Raw genomic sequence first — 20,261 nt, 5'->3', positions numbered from 1 at the left:
AGCATCATTGCATCAAAGCCAAAGCCTTTTTGCCGTTAAAGGTTTAAAAGTGATTTAGTAATGTTTAGTAAGTATGTGGTTGGGTGATTTTTCTATCTCATCTCCTTATCCAATTCGTTCGCTACTAATAAGCCCGAAATCAGCGAAGGAGGAACTCCAGGACCTGGAACTGTCAACTGACCTGTATAATAAAAGTTCTGTATTTTCTTACTTTTCAAAGTTGGCTTCAACAAAGCCGTTTGCATTAGGGTATTTGCCAAACCATACGCGTTACCTTTGAAAGCATGATAATCTTGTTTGAAATCATGATGCGCATAACTTCTTTTATACACCACGGCATCTCGAATCGAGGTACCGCAATATTTTTCAAGACGCTCCATCAAAATATTGTAATATTTTTCTCTCATTTCCTCTGTATCTTCCAAATCTGGTGCTACAGGAATCAACAAGAAAATATTTTCACAACCCTCTGGCGCTACGCTACTATCTGTTACTGATGGTGCCGAAGCATAAAATAAGGGCTTTGAAGGCCATTTGGGTTCAGTATAAATTTCGTGAGCATGAAGAGTGAAATCTTCGTCAAAAAATAAATTATGGTGTAACAACTTTGGAATACGCTTATTGACCCCCAAATAAAACAATAAAGACGATGGAGCCATCACTCGTTTATCCCAATACTCTTCATCGTAGTTTCGATAATTTTGTCCTAAAATCTTATCTTCAACATGATGATAGTCGGCACTCGCCACCACTGCATCGGTATCAAAAGTACCTTGATTAGTAATAACTTGTTTGGCTATGCCATTGTTTATCACTACTTTTTCAACTTCTTGATTATAAAGTATTTTTACGCCTTTCTCTTCTGCCAATGCCACCATTCCTTGTACAATTTTGTGCATACCTCCCATCGGGTACCATGTGCCTAATTGCATTTCGGCGTAGTTCATCAAGCTATACATGGCTGGAGTATTTTCGGGTGTTGCTCCTAAAAACAAAATAGGGAACTCCATCAGTTTCAAGATTTTGTCATCCGTAAAAAACTTACGAATATGTTTGGCAAAAGACTGAAACACGTCTAATCGAACTACATCGTATAATAATTTTACACTTACAAATTCTGAAATACTACGTGAGGGTTTCCACACAAATTGATTGATACCTACTTCATATTTATATTCGGCTTGTCGCAAAAACTCTCTAAACTTTGCACCACTACCAGACTCCATTTCTTCAAAAAGTGCTTCAAGTTTATCGACTCCAGCAGGTAATGCTATAGTCTCATTTCCCTCCAAAATCACAGCATACGAAGGATCAAGACGCACTAAATCATAATAATCAGAAGTTTTTTTATTGAATTTCGCAAAATAGTTGTCAAAAATATCGGGCATCCAATACCAACTTGGACCCATATCAAATGTAAAACCCTCTGCCTCAAAAACTCTTGCACGACCACCCGCCATGCCATTTTTTTCTAGAATCGTAACGTCATAACCTTTATCGGCCAAGCCAGTTGCGGCAGCTAAACCCGAAAATCCCGCTCCAATTACAATTACTTTTTTCATGTATAGTTTTGTTTAAGTATCCAAATCAGCAATTATTCTGTTTGTGGTTTTGAGATAGATACTTTTAGGTAGTTAAAGTTCTTAAGAGTGATTGAGAAAGAAAGTGTCTAAGCAAACTAATGCAATACGATGCTATTTTACCTTTTACGTCTAAATCTACGTAGGAATTTTGTTACACTGTGCAATTCTTGTAAAATGGTATTGAGAAATCTTATGAATAGAAACTTTATACTGTAATAAACCGAGAAGCCTAAAGATTGTTTTGTAAAAGGTTTAGTTTTTAAAAATTAAACAAAAACAAAAAAGTCGAGCAAGTGCTCGACCCTTTGCAACTTTCTTCTGTTAACCAAAAAACTAATCAATTATTTCACAATTGTCGTTTTTGGAGTCAATACTTTTGGTGTTGATGAAGTGTAACTCCAGCTAGAACGACTTGTCCTAATTAATTTTAGGCACCAAGTTACAACGTTTAAGCCTTAATTCCAATAAGCATACATGTGAAGCTTATCTTTTAATTCCTTTCTGGCTATATGAATACGGTTCTTAACGGTACCGATTGGAATATTCAATTTGTCGGCGATTTCATGATATTTAAAACCTCTGAAATACATGATAAAAGGCATACGATAGGCTTCATCTAGCGATTTAACGGCATTTTCTATGTCGTTAAGAGCAAAAGAGCTTGCTGCACTGTTGTCGGTACTTGATTCTAAAGAGTTGATATAATGCAAGTTATCAGAAGTATCAATGAAGGTATTTTTACGAACCATTTTTTGATAATTCGTAATAAAAGTATTTTTCATAATGGTGTATAACCACGCCTTCAAGTTGGTACCTTCTGTATATTTATCTCTGTTGGTGAATGCCTTCAACAAAGTGTCCTGTAACAAATCATTTGCATCTTCGTAATCTCTAGTCAACTTCATAGCAAACGGTTTCAATGACTTTGAAACTCTACCTATGTGGAATGAAAATTCAATAGCAGTCATAATCGTGTTGAGTTTATTTGTTGATTTGTTTAACAAATATATGACAACATTAAACAAACTTCAAAACTTTTTAGAATAAATTTTACATTAAAATTAAATTAGAATTAATAGCCAATAGGGCTTAAATCAAGTATTTATCAAAAAAATATAAGTTTCATATTTGTTTAAAAAAGTTCAAATATTTATAAAAAAGTTTAACAATGTGTCAATTTTGTTAAACAAATCACTTTGTTTAAGTTTATACCCTCAAAAAGTTAAACAAAATCCCCTCCTCTCCTTGAAAATATCCAAATTTCAGAACCTCTTTAATTGCAACTTTGTTGCAATTATTAGACTTCAATTATTACCTTTGTTTACCAACAATTATCGACAAACGTGAAAAAACTTTTTTTTATACTTACGGTATTACTCAAGTTTGGGTTGAACACTATTGCACAAAACTCAACCAACTGCAATTGTACACTCAAAGGCGTAGTACACGAAGCTAATGCACATAACCCTATTCCTGGGGCAGTAGTGTATCTGAAAGGCACAAAATATGCGGCATTCACCGATGCCAAAGGTGAGTATCAATTTCCTAAACTTTGCCAAGGCGCTTATATCTTGGTTTGCCAAGCGGTAGGTTTTCAAAAGATAGAAGTTCCTATTAACTTAACTCAAGAGCATTCGAAAGAACTCACCCTTGCCAATGACGATGAGCACTTGCAAGAGGTAGTAGTTTCAGGAAAAAAAACTGAAAACCAGACCAAAGCCAAATCAGTCATCGAAGGTAGCGACCTCGCCGAAACTCGTGGACAAAGTCTTGGCGAAGCCCTCAAAGCCGCAACAGGAGTAACTACCTTACAAACAGGCAGTAGTATTGCCAAACCTGTGATTCATGGGATGCACTCAAATCGCGTATTGATTCTTAATAACGGAATTCGTCAGGAAGGACAACAGTGGGGTAGCGAGCATGCCCCAGAAATTGACCCATTTATGGCACAAAAACTCACCGTTATCAAAGGGGCTGCGGGTGTTCGCTATGGTTCTGATGCCATTGCTGGCGTTATTATGGTAGAACCTAATCCTCTACCCGATTCGGCAGCGATTCATGGAGAAGCCAATTTGGTAGGCTTTTCGAATGGTCAACAAGGGATTGCCTCTGGAATTATTGAAGGAGGTTTGCCGAAGAAAAAAGGATGGGCTTGGCGTTTGCAAGGCACTTACAAAAGAGGTGCCGACATCAAAACTGCCGATTATTATTTAGCCAATACGGGTATTCAAGAACGAAATTTTTCGGCTACTGTTGGTTATAATACCTCTCACTGGGGTACAGAAGCCTATTTTAGCTACTTTGATACTCAATTAGGAATTTTTTCTGGTTCGCATATCGGCAATATTACAGACTTACTCTCTGCCATTAATAGTTCGCGGCCCAATAGTGACTACACGCCTACTTCGGCGAGTTATACTATCAATCGTCCTAATCAGGATTTAGCACATAATCTCTTTAAGGTAAAATCCTTTTTAGTAAGTGAAAATCTTGGAAAGTGGCAACTGACTCTCTCTCGTCAATATGACTGGCGTTTGGAATATGATGTACCAAGAGGAAATCGTACATTGAATACCCTCAATTTTAAACTCACGACTTACCAAGCAGAGCTATTGCTCGACCACAAACCACTTTGGAACACACTAAGTGGTACAGTTGGCGCAAGTGGTATGTATCAGGAAAACCTTTCTTCTTCATACGAACTCACCAAACCGCTTATCAATACCGTATTAATTCCAAACTATCAGACTAAAAGTGGAGGAATCTTTTTGATTGAACGTTGGGTTAAAAATCGCTGGGAACTCGAAGGTGGTTTGCGTTATGATATTCGTTCTTCTGATGCTTATGGATTAGATGCCTCTAGCAAACTTTTCAATTATTCTTTTACTTTTAATAATGCCTCCTCAACAATTGGCTTTGCATGGAATAGTTCGGAGTCATTATCGATTAAAGGAAATGCTGCTATTGCTTGGCGTGCACCCAATATGAATGAACTGTTCTCTAATGGAGTACACCATGGTGCAGCAGCTTACGAAAAAGGCAATATCAATCTACAGCCTGAAGTAGCTCATAACTTTTCGGTTTCTGCCGAATACTCTGGAAGCAAGTGGGCATGGGAGATTAGTCCGTATTTGAACTTAATCAACGACTTTATTTACCTAAAACCTCGTGTAGAAAATGGCGAGATTCAAACGGTATTGTCGGTAAGAGGTGCTTTTCCAGCTTTTGATTACACGCAGGTGGACGCTCGTTTTGCAGGTATAGATGCATCTGTCAAATATTTGATTTCAAAACATTTTACCATTACTGAAAAATACTCAATGGTGAGAGCTAAAGATACTCGCAACGATGTTTATATGGTCAATATTCCTGCCGACCGTTTGGAGAGTAGTCTGCGTTATACTTTTGGGAAAAATCAGGCTTACGTGAGTCTAACCAATTTATTAGTAGCTCGTCAAACTCGTGTAGAAGCCAATAGCGATTTCTTGGCACCTCCTGCTGGCTATAGTTTGTGGAGTATGAATGCGTCGTATCCTTACAAAAATTTCACCTTTGGTCTGGGTGTAAGTAATCTGCTCAACAAATCTTATCGTGACTATATGAATCGCTTCAGATATTTTACCGACGAAATGGGAAGAAATATTTCGTTGAGAGTGCAGTATAGATTTTAAAATAGGGGTTAGGGGTTAGGGGTTAGGGCAAAACGCTTCCACATCCTATCTGCTCACTTTTTCAACTTTTTTCGAAAAAACTAAACCCTATACCCTCACCCCTATACCCTAAAAACACTTTGTGCCTCTGTGCCTGTTCACTCTAAAGAACCCTTAACCTTTTAATACCTCCTCCACATACCACTCTGCTTTGGCTGCGGCGTCGGCATCTCTGAGTGCAAGTCCTAGTCTTCTGAAAAGGACATCTTCTTTTGTACAAGCCATTTCGTGACGTACTGCATACACTACTTCAGCTTTGATAAACGGATGACCTACTACTAATAGGCTTTTGAGATCGGTATCTTCATTAGATAACTCAAGGACTTTTCCTGCATTGTTACCATATTTTTTCATTAAATGCTGTGCAACTTCAGTCGAAACTTGGTATTTATTTACTAGCACTTTCCAATCATCAAACTGATAACCCTCACCTCCAAATAATATTTGCTTATCGGTAGAGCATTCCACAACAGGCTGTTTAAGTACATTTTCTTGTACCATATCCACTGTATCTTTCGCCATCAAGCGGTAGGTTGTCCACTTTCCACCCATGATACTAACCAATTTCGAACGCTTATCTATTTCTACCTCATGGTCACGCACAAGCGATTTAGTTTCAGAATCCAGTGCTGTATGAAGCTTGGCCTCCAACAAAGGACGTTGTCCCGCAAAACCCGAAGTAACATCTTTTTCTGTCACAGGCGTTTCCAGATATCGATTTACATAATCAATCAGATACGTACGTTCGTAATCCTCTAGTTTAGGATTTTCGCTCAATTGGTCTTCTTCGTCTGTTGTACCTACCAAAAGGTGGTCTTGCCAAGGAATCATAAAGATGACACGACCATCATCGGTTTTAGGAACTAGGATAGCCGCATCACCTTGAAGATACTTTTTAGGCAAAACAATATGTGCTCCACGGCTTACTTTGATACGTGGTTTCATTTTGCTATTGGCCATTTTACGAATATGATCGGCAAATGGACCAGTGGCATTGATAAATGCTTTCGCATGGATTTGAATTTCGTCACCTGATAGCAAATCTTTTGCAAGAAGCGTTTTGATGCGTCCAGTATCTTCATTTTTGACAAACTTATTTGCCTGTACATAATTGAATGCCAAAGCACCCTTTTCTACCGCTGTTTGCATCAGGGCTAAACAGTAACGAGCATCATCGAGCTGTCCATCATAATATAACACCGCCGAGTTCAAACGCTTTTTCTTTAGCTCAGGTATTAATTCCAAAGCCTCTTTTTTCGAAAGTCTCTCGCTCGATGAGATATTTTGCGAACCAGCAATCCACTCATACATTTTGAGTCCGATGGTATAATAGATACTTTCGATAAAACTAAAACACGGTGTTAGCAAAGCTAAAGGACGAGAAAGATGTGGGGCATTTTTCAACAAAATCTCACGCTCTTTCAATGCCTTTTTTACCATCTTATATTGTTCCCAATCCAGTTTTTTCACTGCTTGCTCCAAATATCGAACACCTCCATGAATAAGTTTGGTTGATTTGGAAGAAGTTTGCGAAGCAAAATCATTTTTATCGATAATTACCACTTTCAAACCTCTCAATACTGCATCGAGGGCAATACCTGCCCCTGTAGCACCTGCTCCTATGATACATAGATCAAATTGCTCGGTTTGACGTAGTTTTTGGAGTTGAGAATTTCTATTCATTTTATAAATTTGATTAGGGATATAAAGAAGCAGAGTACTTCAATATGGGAAAATTATTATTAGAAAATCGTCTGAATTTGACAATCTCTTACATGCCTTTCAAAAGAAAAAGTCATTGAGATTGTTTTGAGTATAAAGTACTATAAATAAACAAGCTACTTAAAAAATAGTTATAAATCTTGATAAGTTCACGAAGAAGTCAAAAACTAGCTTTTTTTCCCAAACATTTGTTACAATTCTGTATGGTATTTATTCTTTAGACAGTATTGTATAAAACAGTATAGTGGCAAAAAAAAAGTCCCGCTAAACTAGCGAGACTTTTTTATATAGATTTTGTACTACTCTTATTCTACTAAGTCAGCGTCTTCGAGAATATAATTCATTTCGTAAATATCATCTGCATTCAGTTTCAATTTACCTGTAAAAGTGTGCATCTCGTCTGTTTTATATTTCTTAGAACCTCCTTTTTTAGGTTTCAAAGACATTACAGATTCAGGGCCAGCACCACCACAAAAGAAACATTGGCTATAAGGGAATGCCGACAAGACATACACGTTGGTAGCGGCATCTACAGGAATCACATATCCTTTGATGGTAACCTCTTTATGTTCTAGCTTTTTGATAGAAGGTCCAAAGGTTGGATACAACATATAAATAGATTCTTGTGGGTACCATTTCTTTTTGAATACTACATCCTTCAAAATTTCCCATGTCAGTTTTTCGCCTGGTGCTACCATGCGCAATGCAGGATGTTCATGAGCCAAGACGCTCGTGCTGATTAATAAGCTAGCAAATACAAAAGATAGAAAGCTCTTTTTCATTGATACAAAATTTAGTTTTTAGTGTTGAAATCGTAAATTCAAGTTTGCCTGTAGGATTTTCACTCTTAACTCATTACTCCTACTTAATCATCGGCCAGAGTTCTTGATATATCTATTTTGTAAATACCTAAAGAAGGAATCGCTGCCGCTAATAAACCGATTACCAATGCTCCTGCCAATAACCACAACTCTTCGGTCAACAAAGATAAAACGCCAAAGTCATAATGAAAGTTTTGTTCGACATTCTGCGCCATAATCCCTAAGCCTAAACGACTTAGCAATACACCTGTCACATAGCCTATAATACTGATAATCAAACCTTCTGACAACAAAAGTAAAAATAATTTTGTACGGCTCGCTCCCATCGATAGCATTAAAGCCATTTCATATTTTCGCTCTTTTAACGAATTATATAAGGAAACAAATACACTAATACCCGAAACAATAATAATGACTAAGGCGATTAGCTTCAGTGTATCAATCCCAACACCCATCAAGGCAAACAAACGATTCATTTCAATGGCTGGCGTAGCAGTCTGCATCGTAGAGTTTTCGTTAATACTTCTCGAAATCATCATCCCCATGGCTGGGTTTCTAAATTTTACGAGCATCGCTGTGATTTCCTTTTCATCCTCATGATGCTCTTCGGCTTGTTCGCTGTGTTCGTCTTCGGTAAGCAATTTCAAGGCATTGGCACCTTTTCCAGCCTCTTCTACTTCATGATGCTCGTGTACAGCCCAAACACTTTCGAGTGGGGTAATCAATACTTGATCCAGAACGGAGTTGCTTTGCTTAAGAATCCCTACTACTTTGAATTTGCTTTCTTCGTGATGGTCACCCTCGCCATCGTAACCATGCTGACTTGCAAAAGAATCACCTACTTTGAGACCTAGGTTACGAGCAACTTTGGCACCTACTACCATTTCTAGGGCATTTTCAAAGGATTTACCTTGTTCAAATTCGCCCTGAAAATGTTCAATATATTTGGGAGTTGTGCCAATAATACGATAGCCTTGATAACTATCCCCCATCGAAAGCGGAATAGCTGATTGTACCATTGGATTACGTGTAAAACGCATAGCATCTGCCATATTGATATTGCCCGTTGGCGAGTCTATCTGATATACTGCTGCCAAAATCAATTGCAGAGGACTTCCTTTGGCGCCCAATACCATATCTATTCCTTGAATATTTCGGGTAAATTTTTCTTCTAATTGTTTGCCAACCAATAACAACAAAGAGATAATGGCTATCCCTAAGGACATCAGTAAGATACTCAGGAAACTGGTTAGGGGTTTATCTTTTAGGTTTTTCCAAGAAATATGTAATAAGTTCATTTTTAGTCGATTTAGTAATTTGTCACAAGATTTATTCAAAACTCTATAAGTACAAGTGCTTCTCGAAAACATCTTTGAGACGCTGATCATGGGTTACCACCACTAGACTTGCTCCTATTTCAGAAGTTTGAGTTTTTAATAAATCTATTACGCGCAAACAGTTATCGTCATCGAGATTGGACGTAGGCTCATCTGCCAAAATTACAGAAGCATTATTCATCAACGCTCTGGCAATACTCACACGTTGTTGTTCACCTTGTGACAATTGTGTTGTTTTTTTAGCAAGATGGTCTGCAAAGCCTAGACTTTCGGCTAAGTGTTGAGCCTTTTCTTTAGCTAAAGATTTGTTTGCCAAATAGTTAGCCAACAGCAAATTGTCTAATACGCTTAGCGAATGTACAAAATGAGGTTTTTGATAAATAATCCCCACATTGGCAGCACGAAACGCTGCTGCTTGAGCACTCTCAAAATGACTTATTTCTTGATTGTGAATTTGAATAGAACCACCCGTTGGCTTCAATAAAAGCGCCATTAGGTGCAAAAAAGTAGTTTTACCACGACCAGATTTCCCCAAAATCAACATAGTTTCACCATCAGCACAACTGAAATCGGGAAACGTAAATTGTTTGGTCGGAACATTAGATTGAGTCGGATACGCAAAAGTTAATTGTTGAGTAGCTATCACAGTTGATGAATATGTTTTGGGTTGATAGATAATTGAGCGAGTAAGCCTTTGTAATTCATCAAATGCTATGATCAAGCAAAATATCTGCTTGATAAGAATCGGTTTTTAGGGATTGGTATAATTTTCAGTTCCAAAAGCTAATACCTTCATTCATTTCGCACAATACAATATTTTCTGTCTGTAAATGAGTCAGTTTTTATTACAAATATAAACACTAAGCTCATCAAAACGTACCGAACTGTGGGTTATTCAGAGGATTTAAAGATATTTTAAAGATAGGGTTTTACATGGCTAGCAATATCTCGGCAGGGATTCCTAAATGATGATAGAGATTTTTAATGACCTTTAGCGTAAGCGGTCTTTTTCTATTAAGTATTTCGGAAACACGATTTTCACCACCAAAATATTTGGCTACCTCTTTTTGTGATAAATTAAGCATTTCCAAGCGCTGTTTGATGGCGTCTATAGCATCTAATTTTTCGACAGGGTAATGTTTTTTTTCATATTCAATTGCCAAAACAGTAACTGCCTCTAGAATATCCAAAGCTTTATTTCTAATGGATTCATCTTCAATCAAATCTGCATCAACTAGATTTTCAATGATCTGGCTAGCATTATGATATTCTTCTTCTGTTCGAATGGGCTTGATTACAATGGAATCAAGGGCTGATATTTGCTGATTTGTCATCCTTCAAAGGTTTTTTATATCTTCGATTTTATCGTATTCTTTGTGAGTACCAAGAAATCTAACAAAAACAAGTTTACGAGAATACTCGTACTTAGCCACTAATCTGTATTTATTATGGCATATATTAAATACAATTCTCCCATTCCCAACGGTATCCGCATCCTTAAACAATGTGATGACTTCATTTGGGCTATTGAAATCATACTCTTCATTCACTTCATACCAAGTTTTTAATGAAGATTCAGAGTCGGGATATTTATTCCAAAAATCTCTAATGGTTCCTTTCGTAAATATTCTCATAGCAAATATAATAAAAATTCCCAAAATGGGAATTTAAGCTTAAACTGATTGTCAGCATATTTTGAAACTTTAATAGTTTATACTGTCAATTTTCTCAGAAATGGATTTGAAAACAAATAAGATATTTTGATGATTCTAAGGATGAATCAACGAAGATGCGAATGGTAGGTTGGTAGAATTTCATGATGTAGCCATTTTCAATTATTTTAATCAAATATATAGTTTTGAGTTGCTTTCTCCTAATTCGCTTACATCCTTGTATATTCATCGCCTATAATGCCATTATAAGAGATTATCTAATAATTAGTTAGATACTTTAAACCTTGGCTTTTGTCTCGTTTCTAAGTTTTTTACTTTAGAGTAGAAAGTCCTTAACATTGGCTTTATCATTCTATCATAAACACCCAATGTATAGTTATCATTTGTTAATTATGCGTTTCTCAAAGTCCCATTTTGGTAAAATTTAGCATGTTTTTGCTAATTTATTATAGAAGTTTTCAAATTTAGAATAGCATAGAACAGCTAATTTGCTAAATTTGCGTCCACTTTTGAGGAACAGCAATTTTTGAGTAGAAAGCTATGAGTAACAACGTATTATATTTTGAACTAACCACCCCAGTTGAAGACGACCGCCCAATTTATATATCTGGCAATTTTAACGGGTGGCTCCCCGACAAGGAAGATTTCCGCTTGAAGAAAACAGAGGAAGGACGATATGTGTTGAAGTTTCCACACTCTGTACCACTTCCTGAAAAACTTGAATACAAGTACACCAAAGGTGGCTGGAATCAAGTTGAGTTGGATGAATTTGGTAACGCTACTTATAATAGAGTAGTTACCAAAAAACTAGGTGTCATGCACGACTTTGTGCCACACTGGCGCTTAGACGGTTCCAACTTGCAACAAGACTTAATGCCTGAAATCCGATTGATTTCTGATTCATTCGATATGCCTCAGTTTGATACCAAACGTGCGGTATATATCTTGTTGCCTCATGATTATGACAAAACCGACAAAAAATACCCTGTTATGTATTTGCAAGATGCTCAAAACCTTTTCCAAGAAGGTTCTGAATTTGGCAACTGGGGTATCGACAAGCAGTTGGCGGTATTAGCATCTCGTGGTCATGGCGATGTGATTATTGTGGCTATTGCACACGGTGGCGAAAATCGTTACAAAGAGTATTCTCCATACAATAACCCTAAATTGGGTAAAGGTGAAGGTCGCAAGTATGTACAATTTATTAGCCGTACTTTGAAGCCTTATATCGATGCCAACTTCCGTACCCTCACCGATCGTGAGCACACAGGTATTGGTGGTAGCTCGTTGGGTGGTTTGGTGAGTATTTATGCAGGATTGATGTATCCAGAGGTATTTGGAAGATTAATGCTGTTTTCGCCATCTTTATGGATTTCTCCAAATATTTATTTCGATGCGATTGACTTTTTGAGTCATTTACCTGCTAAGATTTATGCTTATGCGGGTGGTGGCGAAGGTCATTCTATGATTCCCAATGTTGAAAAGCTCAAACAAACACTTACTCGTCAAGGTAACAAGAAGATTGAAATCAATCTTTCTCTCGACCCTGAAGGAAAACATAACGAATCACAATGGGGCAAAGAATTCCCTAAAGCCATCGAATGGTTATTCTTTTAATCATTGAGTGATTTGTGAATGAGTGATTTAGTGATTTTTTATCACATAAAAAAGCCATCTTCCACGGGAAGATGGCTTTTTGCATCACACTACCTTTATATAAAATTTTTGTATTTCAAAAATTACTAGTCCTAGACCAAGTCGCTCACTAGATAACAATACAAGCGCATATTCACTAATTCACAAATCACTCATTCACAATTATTTAAAACTCAGGAAATGGATCTTCAAACTTTTTCTTGGCTTCCATTTGTTTGATTTCCTCCTCGGTGCATAAACAAGATTGTAACTCTTGAATGAGTAATGCTTTATCTAAATCTTGCCCAATAATCACTAATTCATTGATACGGTCGCCAAATCGTTCATCCCAACGCTTCATGATTTCGTCTTTTGAGTCTTTCCAAGCAGGATAAAAAGAACGCTCCCACTTGGGTACGCCAGCCCACCATTTTCCTGCGTAATCTGCACGAAGCGAACCACCCGCCTGTCCCCAATTTAGGGCATCTTTAGGTCTTGAAGCTAACCAAAATAAGCCTTTAGAACGAATAATTCCTGCATGCCAATGTTGATTAATGTAATTCCAAAAACGTGTAGGATGGAATGGACGGACGTCTCTAAAGACAAAAGAACTAATACCATATTCCTCGGTTTCGGGCGTATGACTCCCCTTTTCTAATTCTTGAATCCAGCCTGCCGATTGCGAGGATTTTTCGAAATCAAACAAGCCTGTATTGAGAATATGGGAGGTTTCAATTTTTCCAAAAGTCGATTCTACAACTTTAGCCTCAGGGTTCAACTTCTGAATAATGGTCTTTAACTCCGCAACTCTTTCGCGAGGAAGCAAATCGGTTTTGTTCAAAACAATGACATTAGCAAATTCTATTTGGTCTGTCAATAGATTTACGATGGTGCGTTGGTCATTAGGATCTTCGTCATTGAGGCCGCGAGTCCAGACAGTATCAATAGAGCCAAAGTCTTTGGCAAAATTAAAACAGTCAACCACAGTCACCATCGTGTCTAGTTGGGCAAAACGAGAAAGGTCAATTCCGCTGTTTTCATCAACATACGAAAAAGTTTGAGCCACAGGTAAAGGCTCCGATATACCCGTGGACTCTATGAGCAAATAATCAAAACGCTGATCTTTGGCGAGTTTTTCAACCTCCACCATCAAATCTTCACGAAGTGTACAGCAGATACAACCATTGGACATTTCGACCAGCTTTTCTTCTGTTCTTGAAAGTACATTTTCTTGTTTGACCAACTGAGCATCTATATTTACTTCACTCATGTCGTTGACAATTACTGCTACTTTCAAGCCTTCTTTATTATGTAAAATATGGTTGAGTAAAGAGGTTTTTCCAGCACCCAAAAAGCCACTCAATACTGTTACTGGTAATTTTCTGTTTGACATTTTTTACAAAATTTTATGTTAAAATAATGTGTCGTAATCAACCCCAAAGAGGCAATCCACCCCAAATACTGCGCAAACCAGACTTGGTCTTCATAGAGTAAAGCCCAAACAAAAACGAGATACGCCACCCAAAGTCCTATTCGGATGCCTTTGGGCGTATGTTTGTGTGAACTCATCCAAACGGCTATTAAGCCCAAGCCTATAAATAAATAATCCCAAGTAGGATGATGCGCAAACCCCAAGCTCTCCAACTGAACCTCCCATTTAAACAATAGCATAATCGGCATCAGCATACAATGTATAAGGCATATCCCCGAACTAACTATGCCTACATAATCAAAAGTGTTTTTTCTCAAATTTTCCATAAATGCAACATTGTTGCAAATATAGAATATCAAAATTCATTTTTGCAACATTATTGCGAATATTTAAAATATGTTTTTATATTTGCAACACCATTGCATTAATTCAACTAAACAAAAATCAACGAAAACACTTTGTCAGGCACTCTCAAATTACCTTTTGCTACAACTGACATTCGTAGTCCTTTTTTAATACACTCATTTATGAAAAACTTACGTAAACCCCTCACAATTTTGGCTTTAGCCATTGCTGTCATTACCGTTAGTAGTTGTAAAAAAGACGCTCCTGACCCTGTACAGGATAGCGAAAACCTTACGACGTTAAAGCTCAACTTTACATCGGGAGGTGTCACCAAAACATTTGCATTTAAGGATATTGATGGTATCGGTGGTAATGCTCCTGTAGTAGATAATATCAGTTTAGATGCCAACAAAACCTACAGTGTAACGGTACAGGTATTGGACGAAAGCAAAAGTCCAGCAGAGGATATTACATCAGAAATAGAAGCCGAAAGCTTTGAGCACCTGTTCGTGTACACACCAACACCAAGCAATTTGTTGACGATAACCCGTACTGATAAAGACAATAGAAACCTAGAAATTGGTCTAAAAGCTTCGGCTGTTACAACCAATGCAGGAACAGGAACATTAAGAGTTGTTTTGTATCACCAACCACCACAAAATGGTGTGCCTATCAAAGATGGTACAGCTAAAGGAAGTACAGACTTTGATGCACAATTCAATGTAACAATCAAATAATTTGCCTAGTAAAATGTGGTGGTGATAAAACACTTTTGGTATTTCATCCATTTTATCAACACTTTGTACCTATACCTCTTAGTATCGAATCTGCAAAAACCTCTATATTTGTGTGTTTTTGCAGATTTTTTTATGCTTATAACTCCTAAAACTAAGTTTTTCAAGAATTTACAAAAAGGGTTATAAAAGCTCATATACCAACCAATCTCGATGATTTCAGTAGCGCTTTGCACCTACAATGGTGCCAAATATCTAGGTGAACAATTAGAAAGTATTCTGAACCAAACTCGCTCGGTCAATGAAATCGTAATTTGCGACGACCGCTCTACCGATGCAACTGCTGATATTGTTAAAGCTTTTCAAGACAAAGCTCCTTTTCCGATATATTTTTATAGAAATGACTCACAACTAGGCTCAACCAAAAACTTTGAAAAATGTCTTCAATTGTGCCAAGGAGATATTATTTTCTTATGTGATCAAGATGATTCTTGGATGCCTGAAAAGGTTGAAAAATTAGTGGGCTATCTCGAAAAAAATCCTCAGCAACAAATGGTATTTAGCAATGCTGGTATGATGGATGAAAAATCAGAGCGCATAGCAGGAAAAATCTGGCAGGAAGTCATGTTTGATGATAATATGCAAAAAATCTGGCAAGCAGGTGGCGCTGCTCAGATTTTGTATAAAGGTTATGTAGTGACTGGTGCTACGGTAGCATTACGTAAAAGTGCACTATCCAAAATGTTGCCTTTCCCTACATCGGTAAAAGATTTGATTCATGATGCGTGGATGTCTATTTCATTGGCGCTCAAAAATCAGATTGGTTTCATCAATGAAGAACTCATTTTGTACCGTCGTCATAGTGCTCAGCAAGTAGGTTTTGGCGGTGGTGGCGAAGCTGTTAGCTTCAAACAACGTTTTTCGAGACCTAGGGCCGAAAAACTTCTTCCCATTCAGGAAGAATTACATCGTTTAGAATCCACTTTGGCTTTACTCAAACAATATTATCCAGAAGTACCTGCTAGTCAATTTGCCAAATTGGAATCACATCTAGATTTTGTCAAATTTAGACTTGAATTACCTGAAAATCGTTTGTTAAGAATATTCCCTGTTACACTTAAGTTTTTGACAGGCAAATACTACGACCCTCAAAAACATTGGTGGAAAACTTTATTGGGGGATATAATAGAATAAGTTTTAGAGGGGTCAGGCAAAAAGGGATTAGTAAAAAATATCTATTTTCTCTGTTCCCTTTTTGCCTATCCCCTAGTGCCTAAAACCTCAACCAGCAAACACAATGTCCAAACATATAAAAGCTACTCCAAAGAAAAATCAGGTTGCAGTGGTGATACCGATGTATAAATCTGATATGACACCGTTTGAGCAAAAGTCTTTTGAACAGTGTATCAAAATTTTGGGGCATTATCCTATCGTAATTATCAAACCCGAATCTTTGGATTTGGCGCATTTGAAGCAACAGCACGCTGCTATTCAATTTCAAAGCTTTGAGGATAAATATTTCAAAGGCATAGAAGGCTATAATGCTTTGCTTACGACTGTGCATTTTTATGAAGCTTTTACGGCTTACGAATATATGCTGATTTATCAGTTGGATGCTTTTATTTTTAGTGATCAACTTACAGAGTGGTGTAATGCAGGTTTTGATTATGTGGGCTCACCTCATATCGAACCTGAACGATGGAATATCGGAAGCAAACTTCCAGGAAATTATCACCAATTCCGTCGAATTTTTATGAATGGAGGGTTTTCGTTAAGAAGGGTCAATGCCATGATTCGTTTCTTGAAGATTTTGAAGTTTTTCAAAAAAGAGTGGATTTCAAATGAAGATGGTTTGTTTTCGCTTCACTTTATTCAGCTTCGTCCATATAGACCATTACTAAAGCTTCCTAATTGGCAACAAGCATTAAAATTTGGATTTGAACAACATCCTCAACTCTGCTATGAACTCAATAACCAACAACTCCCCTTCGGTTGCCATGCTTGGGAAAAATATGATTATGAGTTTTGGGAAAAATATATGTAAAAAGGCAATATGCCGTAGGCTATAAGCATTAAGCTATTCTTAAATTGCTTAATGCCTACGGCTAACAGCATATTGCCTTTTTTTAATTTGTTGGCTTATCGGGTACTGGGGCTGAAGCATGATAGCCCGAAAATACCACTTGGGCATATTTGTCTAAAAGTTCTTTTACACGCTCCTGCGATTCAGACTTTACAATTACGCCTACATGAAACTCTTCGTCCATACGCCAACAAACTTCCGAATCATCAAAAATCATAGGATCGGTATATCGCTGACGAGTCAAGGAAATCAAGATACCAGCATACGTATTTTGCACTTCGGGTAAAGTATATTCCAGATTACGAGCCATAGCTGTTTCGATATTTGCCCATTCGCGCCATAGGTTAATACCCGTAGCAGCCTCTACCATTTCGGCCAAATGTGCCCCTCCTACTCTTGAGGCTGTTTCTAAAAAGATAAACTTTCCTGTCTCGTGGTCACGAATAAACTCGGTATGGCTTGCACTAAATTTCATTCCGAAGGCTTTCAATACCTGTTCATTCATTTCTTTTAAAGCCAAATCTTCCTCCGAGCCAACTTCCACGGTCATAGAGCGAAACACTCCACCACCATGCGCTACTTCCATTGGAGTTGATAAATAGCGACTACAGCGTGTAAAAATCGGCTGACCACCCACCGTCAAGGAATCTACGTGGTAAACATCCCCAGGACGAAACTGCTCCACCAGATATTCAGGACGGCGTTCGCCTAAGTAATGCACCACCTCCCACAATTGTTCTGAGTTATGAACTTTACGAATACCCGTAGCAGAAGCCTCCGAGCGAGGTTTTACCACACAAGGAAACTGCACTTTTTGGGTAAACTCAAATACGTCATTATCATTAAACAAAGATGAAAACATTGGCACATTAATTCCTGCCTCCTCTGCCTTCATACGCATCGCCAATTTATCTCTAAACAACCGTCCTGTAGTTTGTCCCATGCCAGGAATACGAAAATGCTCGCGGAGATGAGCTGCTTTTTCTACATCAAAATCATCGAGTGCGACAATACGATCTATTTTTCGGGAGCGCATCGCATAACCTAACCCAAGAATAATCTCTTGAATATCTATACTTCCATCGGGTTTCTCTTCTACGTAAAAAAACTCATCGACGGCTTCACGTGCCCACGGACGATGCTCTAGTTTTTTATTGGTCAACAAGAAAACCCTATTTCCTGCTTGCTTACAAGCACGCAAAAACTCATTGCCTTTGAAATAGGTTGAGATACATAAAAAGGTTAATTCTTTTGTCATAAAGTAAAGGGCTATATCTGTTTTGGTTAGAGTGTCTTAGAGGTACACTAAAAGAAGATACCAGAACTAAAAGGGCAGAAAGTCTCAATGCTATGCAACAACACGACTTTATTGATTAAAGCCTTTGATACCTTTCTTAAATATAGCAAAAAAGATGGGGATTGAAAGAAAAACAGAAGGGAAAATATTTAGGAAACAGGCATAAAGTGAGAAATAATCTTGTTACTAGACAAAACGAATAAAAACGATTCAAGCGTTGCGACACCTTCAGATAAAGAGTGATGGGTTCAGTTTCAAAACTATTAAAAAAGCTAGTCCAAGACTAAGTCTTGAACTAGCCATTCAATCAAACACTCTTTGCCTTGTGCCTCGTTGCCTGTTGCCTTCTTTTACAAAACTCCTTCAATAAAATCAATCAACAAACGAATACCATAGGCAGTGCCCGCTCGGCTTGGAACGAATTCTGTATCACCAAAGGCTGTACCTGCAATATCGAGGTGTGCCCAGCTATTATGATTTTCGGTAAATACTTCCAAAAATTTAGCCGCAGAGATAGCTCCTGCCATAGGTTTTCCCGAATAATTTTTCACATCGGCAATGTCAGAGGCTATATCTTCTTTATACAAATCCCACAAAGGCAGCCTCCACAAACGTTCTCCTGTACGTGAACCAGCGTTACTAAGACGAGTTGCCAATTGGTCATTGTTGGTAAATAAGCCTGCTGCATGATAGCCCAATGTCGAGATACAACTTCCCGTCAAAGTAGCCAAATCAATTAGATAATCGGTTTTATAATTTTTGACCATATACCCCAATCCATCCGCCAAAATCACGCGTCCCTCAGCATCAGTGTCGATTATTTCGATGGTTTTTCCTAAATAAGAACCAATAACATCGCTTGGTTTAAAAGATTTGGCATCTACAGCATTTTCACAAGTAGGCACAACCCCTATAATATGCACAGGAAGTTTGAGTTTGGCTGCTAGTTCTACCGTACCTAACACTGCGGCAGCTCCTCCCATATCCGATTTCATAAGGTGCATATTGGTAGAGGATTTGATAGAAATACCTCCTGTATCAAAAGTTACCCCTTTACCTACCAACCCAATTGTTTTTTGTGGCAAAGGAAAACGATATTCGACCACAATCATAGCAGGGTCATGCTCGCTTCCTTGACCTACCGCTAATAACGCCTCAAAACCATCTTTCTCTAGGGCAGGTCGGTCGATGATATGAGCAGAATAACCAAATTTTTGTGCAGAAGCTACAGCCCAGTCACATAAGACCTGGGGCGTTTTCTTGTTGGCTGGAGCATTCATCAAATCAAAAATCTCCATCTGAGTTTCGGCTGTGGCAATGCCTTTATCAACTAAATTTTTGGCATTTTCACCGAATAATTCACCAGCGACTAGGTTAATCTGACCATTTTGACCAAATACCTCTGAAACAGTTTCACTTTCTGTTTTGTAGAGTTTGCTGTTGTATTGTCCCAACACAATACCATTGGCAACCCATTCGAGTTGTTCAAGATTAAGGGACGAAACAACAACATCTATTTGGGCAGCTATTCTTGTTTTTTGATGGTGGAAGAAATAGCGTAAAGCCTTGATCACTTGCGCAGAATCAGCATTTTTTCCTAGTCCTAAGAAAAATACTTTTTGGGCTTGAGTGGTATAAAACGAAAACGTTTCCTTTAACTCTGCCTTAAATTCTTTTGCCAAAACCTCCGCATCAAAAGCTTCTTGATTGGCTATAACTTGTAATTGTGTCAATAAATCATCACTTTGATTTAGGACATATAAACGGCTTTGCGCCTGAGTATCGAAAGAAGAAGAAAGAATAACAGACATAGTTTTGAAAGCTTACGGCAATCGGGTAGCAGTGTTGATTGCCAATGTATATCAACCAAAAATGCCACCTTGGGGGTG

The 20,261-nt window shown here is 37.8% G+C and carries 17 protein-coding genes; 5 read left to right on the top strand and 12 right to left on the bottom strand.

Translation table 11 applies throughout. The features are described from left to right. Positions 1-92 precede the first annotated feature (92 nt). Entirely contained in the window at positions 93-1,562 is a 1,470-nt protein-coding gene (gene crtID, locus QM491_RS20075; RefSeq protein WP_283329312.1) for a bifunctional phytoene desaturase/3,4-desaturase, read from the bottom strand. 476 nt (positions 1,563-2,038) lie between these two features. Then, positions 2,039-2,551 (bottom strand): RNA polymerase sigma factor, encoded by a 513-nt coding sequence (locus QM491_RS20070; protein WP_283329311.1) that lies wholly within the window; start codon positions 2,549-2,551, stop codon positions 2,039-2,041. A gap of 375 nt (positions 2,552-2,926) precedes the next feature. Here QM491_RS20070 and QM491_RS20065 point away from each other — a divergent pair, with 375 nt between their 5' ends. Beyond that, positions 2,927-5,254, top strand: coding sequence for a TonB-dependent receptor (locus QM491_RS20065; RefSeq protein ID WP_283329310.1), 2,328 nt, complete (start codon positions 2,927-2,929; stop codon positions 5,252-5,254). A 153-nt stretch (positions 5,255-5,407) separates the two neighbouring features. On the opposite strand, the gene QM491_RS20060 is transcribed toward QM491_RS20065, so the two are convergent. The 6 genes from QM491_RS20060 to QM491_RS20035 form a co-directional block, all read right to left on the bottom strand. Continuing rightward, positions 5,408-6,976, bottom strand: a complete 1,569-nt coding sequence (locus QM491_RS20060; protein WP_283329309.1) for a glycerol-3-phosphate dehydrogenase/oxidase — start codon at positions 6,974-6,976, stop codon at positions 5,408-5,410. A 344-nt stretch (positions 6,977-7,320) separates the two neighbouring features. After that, complete coding sequence (locus QM491_RS20055; RefSeq protein WP_283329333.1) at positions 7,321-7,713, bottom strand: DUF3299 domain-containing protein; 393 nt, start codon at positions 7,711-7,713, stop codon at positions 7,321-7,323. A 167-nt stretch (positions 7,714-7,880) separates the two neighbouring features. Continuing rightward, complete coding sequence (locus QM491_RS20050) at positions 7,881-9,134, bottom strand: ABC transporter permease (RefSeq protein WP_283329308.1); 1,254 nt, start codon at positions 9,132-9,134, stop codon at positions 7,881-7,883. A 43-nt stretch (positions 9,135-9,177) separates the two neighbouring features. Then, positions 9,178-9,819 (bottom strand): ABC transporter ATP-binding protein, encoded by a 642-nt coding sequence (locus QM491_RS20045; RefSeq protein WP_283329332.1) that lies wholly within the window; start codon positions 9,817-9,819, stop codon positions 9,178-9,180. Between the two features lie 283 nt (positions 9,820-10,102). Continuing rightward, a complete protein-coding gene (locus tag QM491_RS20040; protein WP_166553527.1) occupies positions 10,103-10,507 on the bottom strand; it encodes a helix-turn-helix domain-containing protein in 405 nt (134 codons plus the stop codon). A gap of 3 nt (positions 10,508-10,510) precedes the next feature. Beyond that, positions 10,511-10,807 (bottom strand): type II toxin-antitoxin system HigB family toxin, encoded by a 297-nt coding sequence (locus QM491_RS20035; protein WP_166553549.1) that lies wholly within the window; start codon positions 10,805-10,807, stop codon positions 10,511-10,513. A gap of 579 nt (positions 10,808-11,386) precedes the next feature. Here QM491_RS20035 and QM491_RS20030 point away from each other — a divergent pair. Continuing rightward, a complete protein-coding gene (locus QM491_RS20030) occupies positions 11,387-12,463 on the top strand; it encodes an alpha/beta hydrolase (protein ID WP_166553528.1) in 1,077 nt (358 codons plus the stop codon). A 205-nt stretch (positions 12,464-12,668) separates the two neighbouring features. On the opposite strand, the gene QM491_RS20025 is transcribed toward QM491_RS20030, so the two are convergent. Beyond that, on the bottom strand, positions 12,669-13,874 hold the full coding sequence (locus QM491_RS20025; protein WP_283329307.1) for a GTP-binding protein: 1,206 nt from the start codon (positions 13,872-13,874) through the stop codon (positions 12,669-12,671). Beyond that, the gene (locus tag QM491_RS20020) at positions 13,850-14,239 is read right to left on the bottom strand and encodes a MerC domain-containing protein (protein ID WP_283329306.1); all 390 of its coding nucleotides are present in this window, start codon (positions 14,237-14,239) and stop codon (positions 13,850-13,852) included. Before QM491_RS20020 ends, QM491_RS20025 begins: the two co-directional genes overlap by 25 nt. Before the next feature lie 201 nt (positions 14,240-14,440). Here QM491_RS20020 and QM491_RS20015 point away from each other — a divergent pair, with 201 nt between their 5' ends. The 3 genes from QM491_RS20015 to QM491_RS20005 all read left to right on the top strand — a co-directional run bounded on the left by QM491_RS20015 (position 14,441) and on the right by QM491_RS20005 (position 17,036). Then, positions 14,441-14,995, top strand: coding sequence for a hypothetical protein (locus QM491_RS20015; RefSeq protein WP_283329305.1), 555 nt, complete (start codon positions 14,441-14,443; stop codon positions 14,993-14,995). Positions 14,996-15,205: 210 nt separating this feature from the next. Then, complete coding sequence (locus QM491_RS20010; RefSeq protein WP_283329304.1) at positions 15,206-16,186, top strand: glycosyltransferase family 2 protein; 981 nt, start codon at positions 15,206-15,208, stop codon at positions 16,184-16,186. Positions 16,187-16,289: 103 nt separating this feature from the next. Further along, positions 16,290-17,036, top strand: a complete 747-nt coding sequence (locus tag QM491_RS20005) for a DUF5672 family protein (protein WP_283329303.1) — start codon at positions 16,290-16,292, stop codon at positions 17,034-17,036. An 82-nt stretch (positions 17,037-17,118) separates the two neighbouring features. Here QM491_RS20005 and QM491_RS20000 read toward each other — a convergent pair whose 3' ends face one another. Together QM491_RS20000 and QM491_RS19995 are read right to left on the bottom strand one after the other, a co-directional pair. Continuing rightward, positions 17,119-18,333, bottom strand: a complete 1,215-nt coding sequence (locus QM491_RS20000; RefSeq protein ID WP_283329302.1) for an ATP-grasp domain-containing protein — start codon at positions 18,331-18,333, stop codon at positions 17,119-17,121. 389 nt (positions 18,334-18,722) lie between these two features. Beyond that, positions 18,723-20,183, bottom strand: a complete 1,461-nt coding sequence (locus QM491_RS19995) for a leucyl aminopeptidase family protein (protein ID WP_283329301.1) — start codon at positions 20,181-20,183, stop codon at positions 18,723-18,725. Between the last annotated feature and the right edge of the window lie 78 nt (positions 20,184-20,261).

Source organism: Flectobacillus longus, assembly GCF_030056705.1.
GTDB lineage: Bacteria > Bacteroidota > Bacteroidia > Cytophagales > Spirosomataceae > Flectobacillus > Flectobacillus longus.
Note: the sequence above shows the minus strand (reverse complement) of the source record. Positions and strands in the feature narration are given on the sequence as shown.

Coding starts and splice junctions, on each gene's coding strand:
- crtID (WP_283329312.1), bottom strand. CDS start 1,562: ATGAAAAAAGTAATTGTAATTGGAGCGGGATTTTCGGGTTTAGCTGCC.
- QM491_RS20070 (WP_283329311.1), bottom strand. CDS start 2,551: ATGACTGCTATTGAATTTTCATTCCACATAGGTAGAGTTTCAAAGTCA.
- QM491_RS20060 (WP_283329309.1), bottom strand. CDS start 6,976: ATGAATAGAAATTCTCAACTCCAAAAACTACGTCAAACCGAGCAATTT.
- QM491_RS20055 (WP_283329333.1), bottom strand. CDS start 7,713: ATGGTAGCACCAGGCGAAAAACTGACATGGGAAATTTTGAAGGATGTA.
- QM491_RS20050 (WP_283329308.1), bottom strand. CDS start 9,134: ATGAACTTATTACATATTTCTTGGAAAAACCTAAAAGATAAACCCCTA.
- QM491_RS20040 (WP_166553527.1), bottom strand. CDS start 10,507: ATGACAAATCAGCAAATATCAGCCCTTGATTCCATTGTAATCAAGCCC.
- QM491_RS20035 (WP_166553549.1), bottom strand. CDS start 10,807: ATGAGAATATTTACGAAAGGAACCATTAGAGATTTTTGGAATAAATAT.
- QM491_RS20030 (WP_166553528.1), top strand. CDS start 11,387: ATGAGTAACAACGTATTATATTTTGAACTAACCACCCCAGTTGAAGAC.
- QM491_RS20025 (WP_283329307.1), bottom strand. CDS start 13,874: ATGTCAAACAGAAAATTACCAGTAACAGTATTGAGTGGCTTTTTGGGT.
- QM491_RS20020 (WP_283329306.1), bottom strand. CDS start 14,239: ATGGAAAATTTGAGAAAAAACACTTTTGATTATGTAGGCATAGTTAGT.
- QM491_RS20015 (WP_283329305.1), top strand. CDS start 14,441: ATGAAAAACTTACGTAAACCCCTCACAATTTTGGCTTTAGCCATTGCT.
- QM491_RS20010 (WP_283329304.1), top strand. CDS start 15,206: ATGATTTCAGTAGCGCTTTGCACCTACAATGGTGCCAAATATCTAGGT.
- QM491_RS20005 (WP_283329303.1), top strand. CDS start 16,290: ATGTCCAAACATATAAAAGCTACTCCAAAGAAAAATCAGGTTGCAGTG.
- QM491_RS20000 (WP_283329302.1), bottom strand. CDS start 18,333: ATGACAAAAGAATTAACCTTTTTATGTATCTCAACCTATTTCAAAGGC.
- QM491_RS19995 (WP_283329301.1), bottom strand. CDS start 20,183: ATGTCTGTTATTCTTTCTTCTTCTTTCGATACTCAGGCGCAAAGCCGT.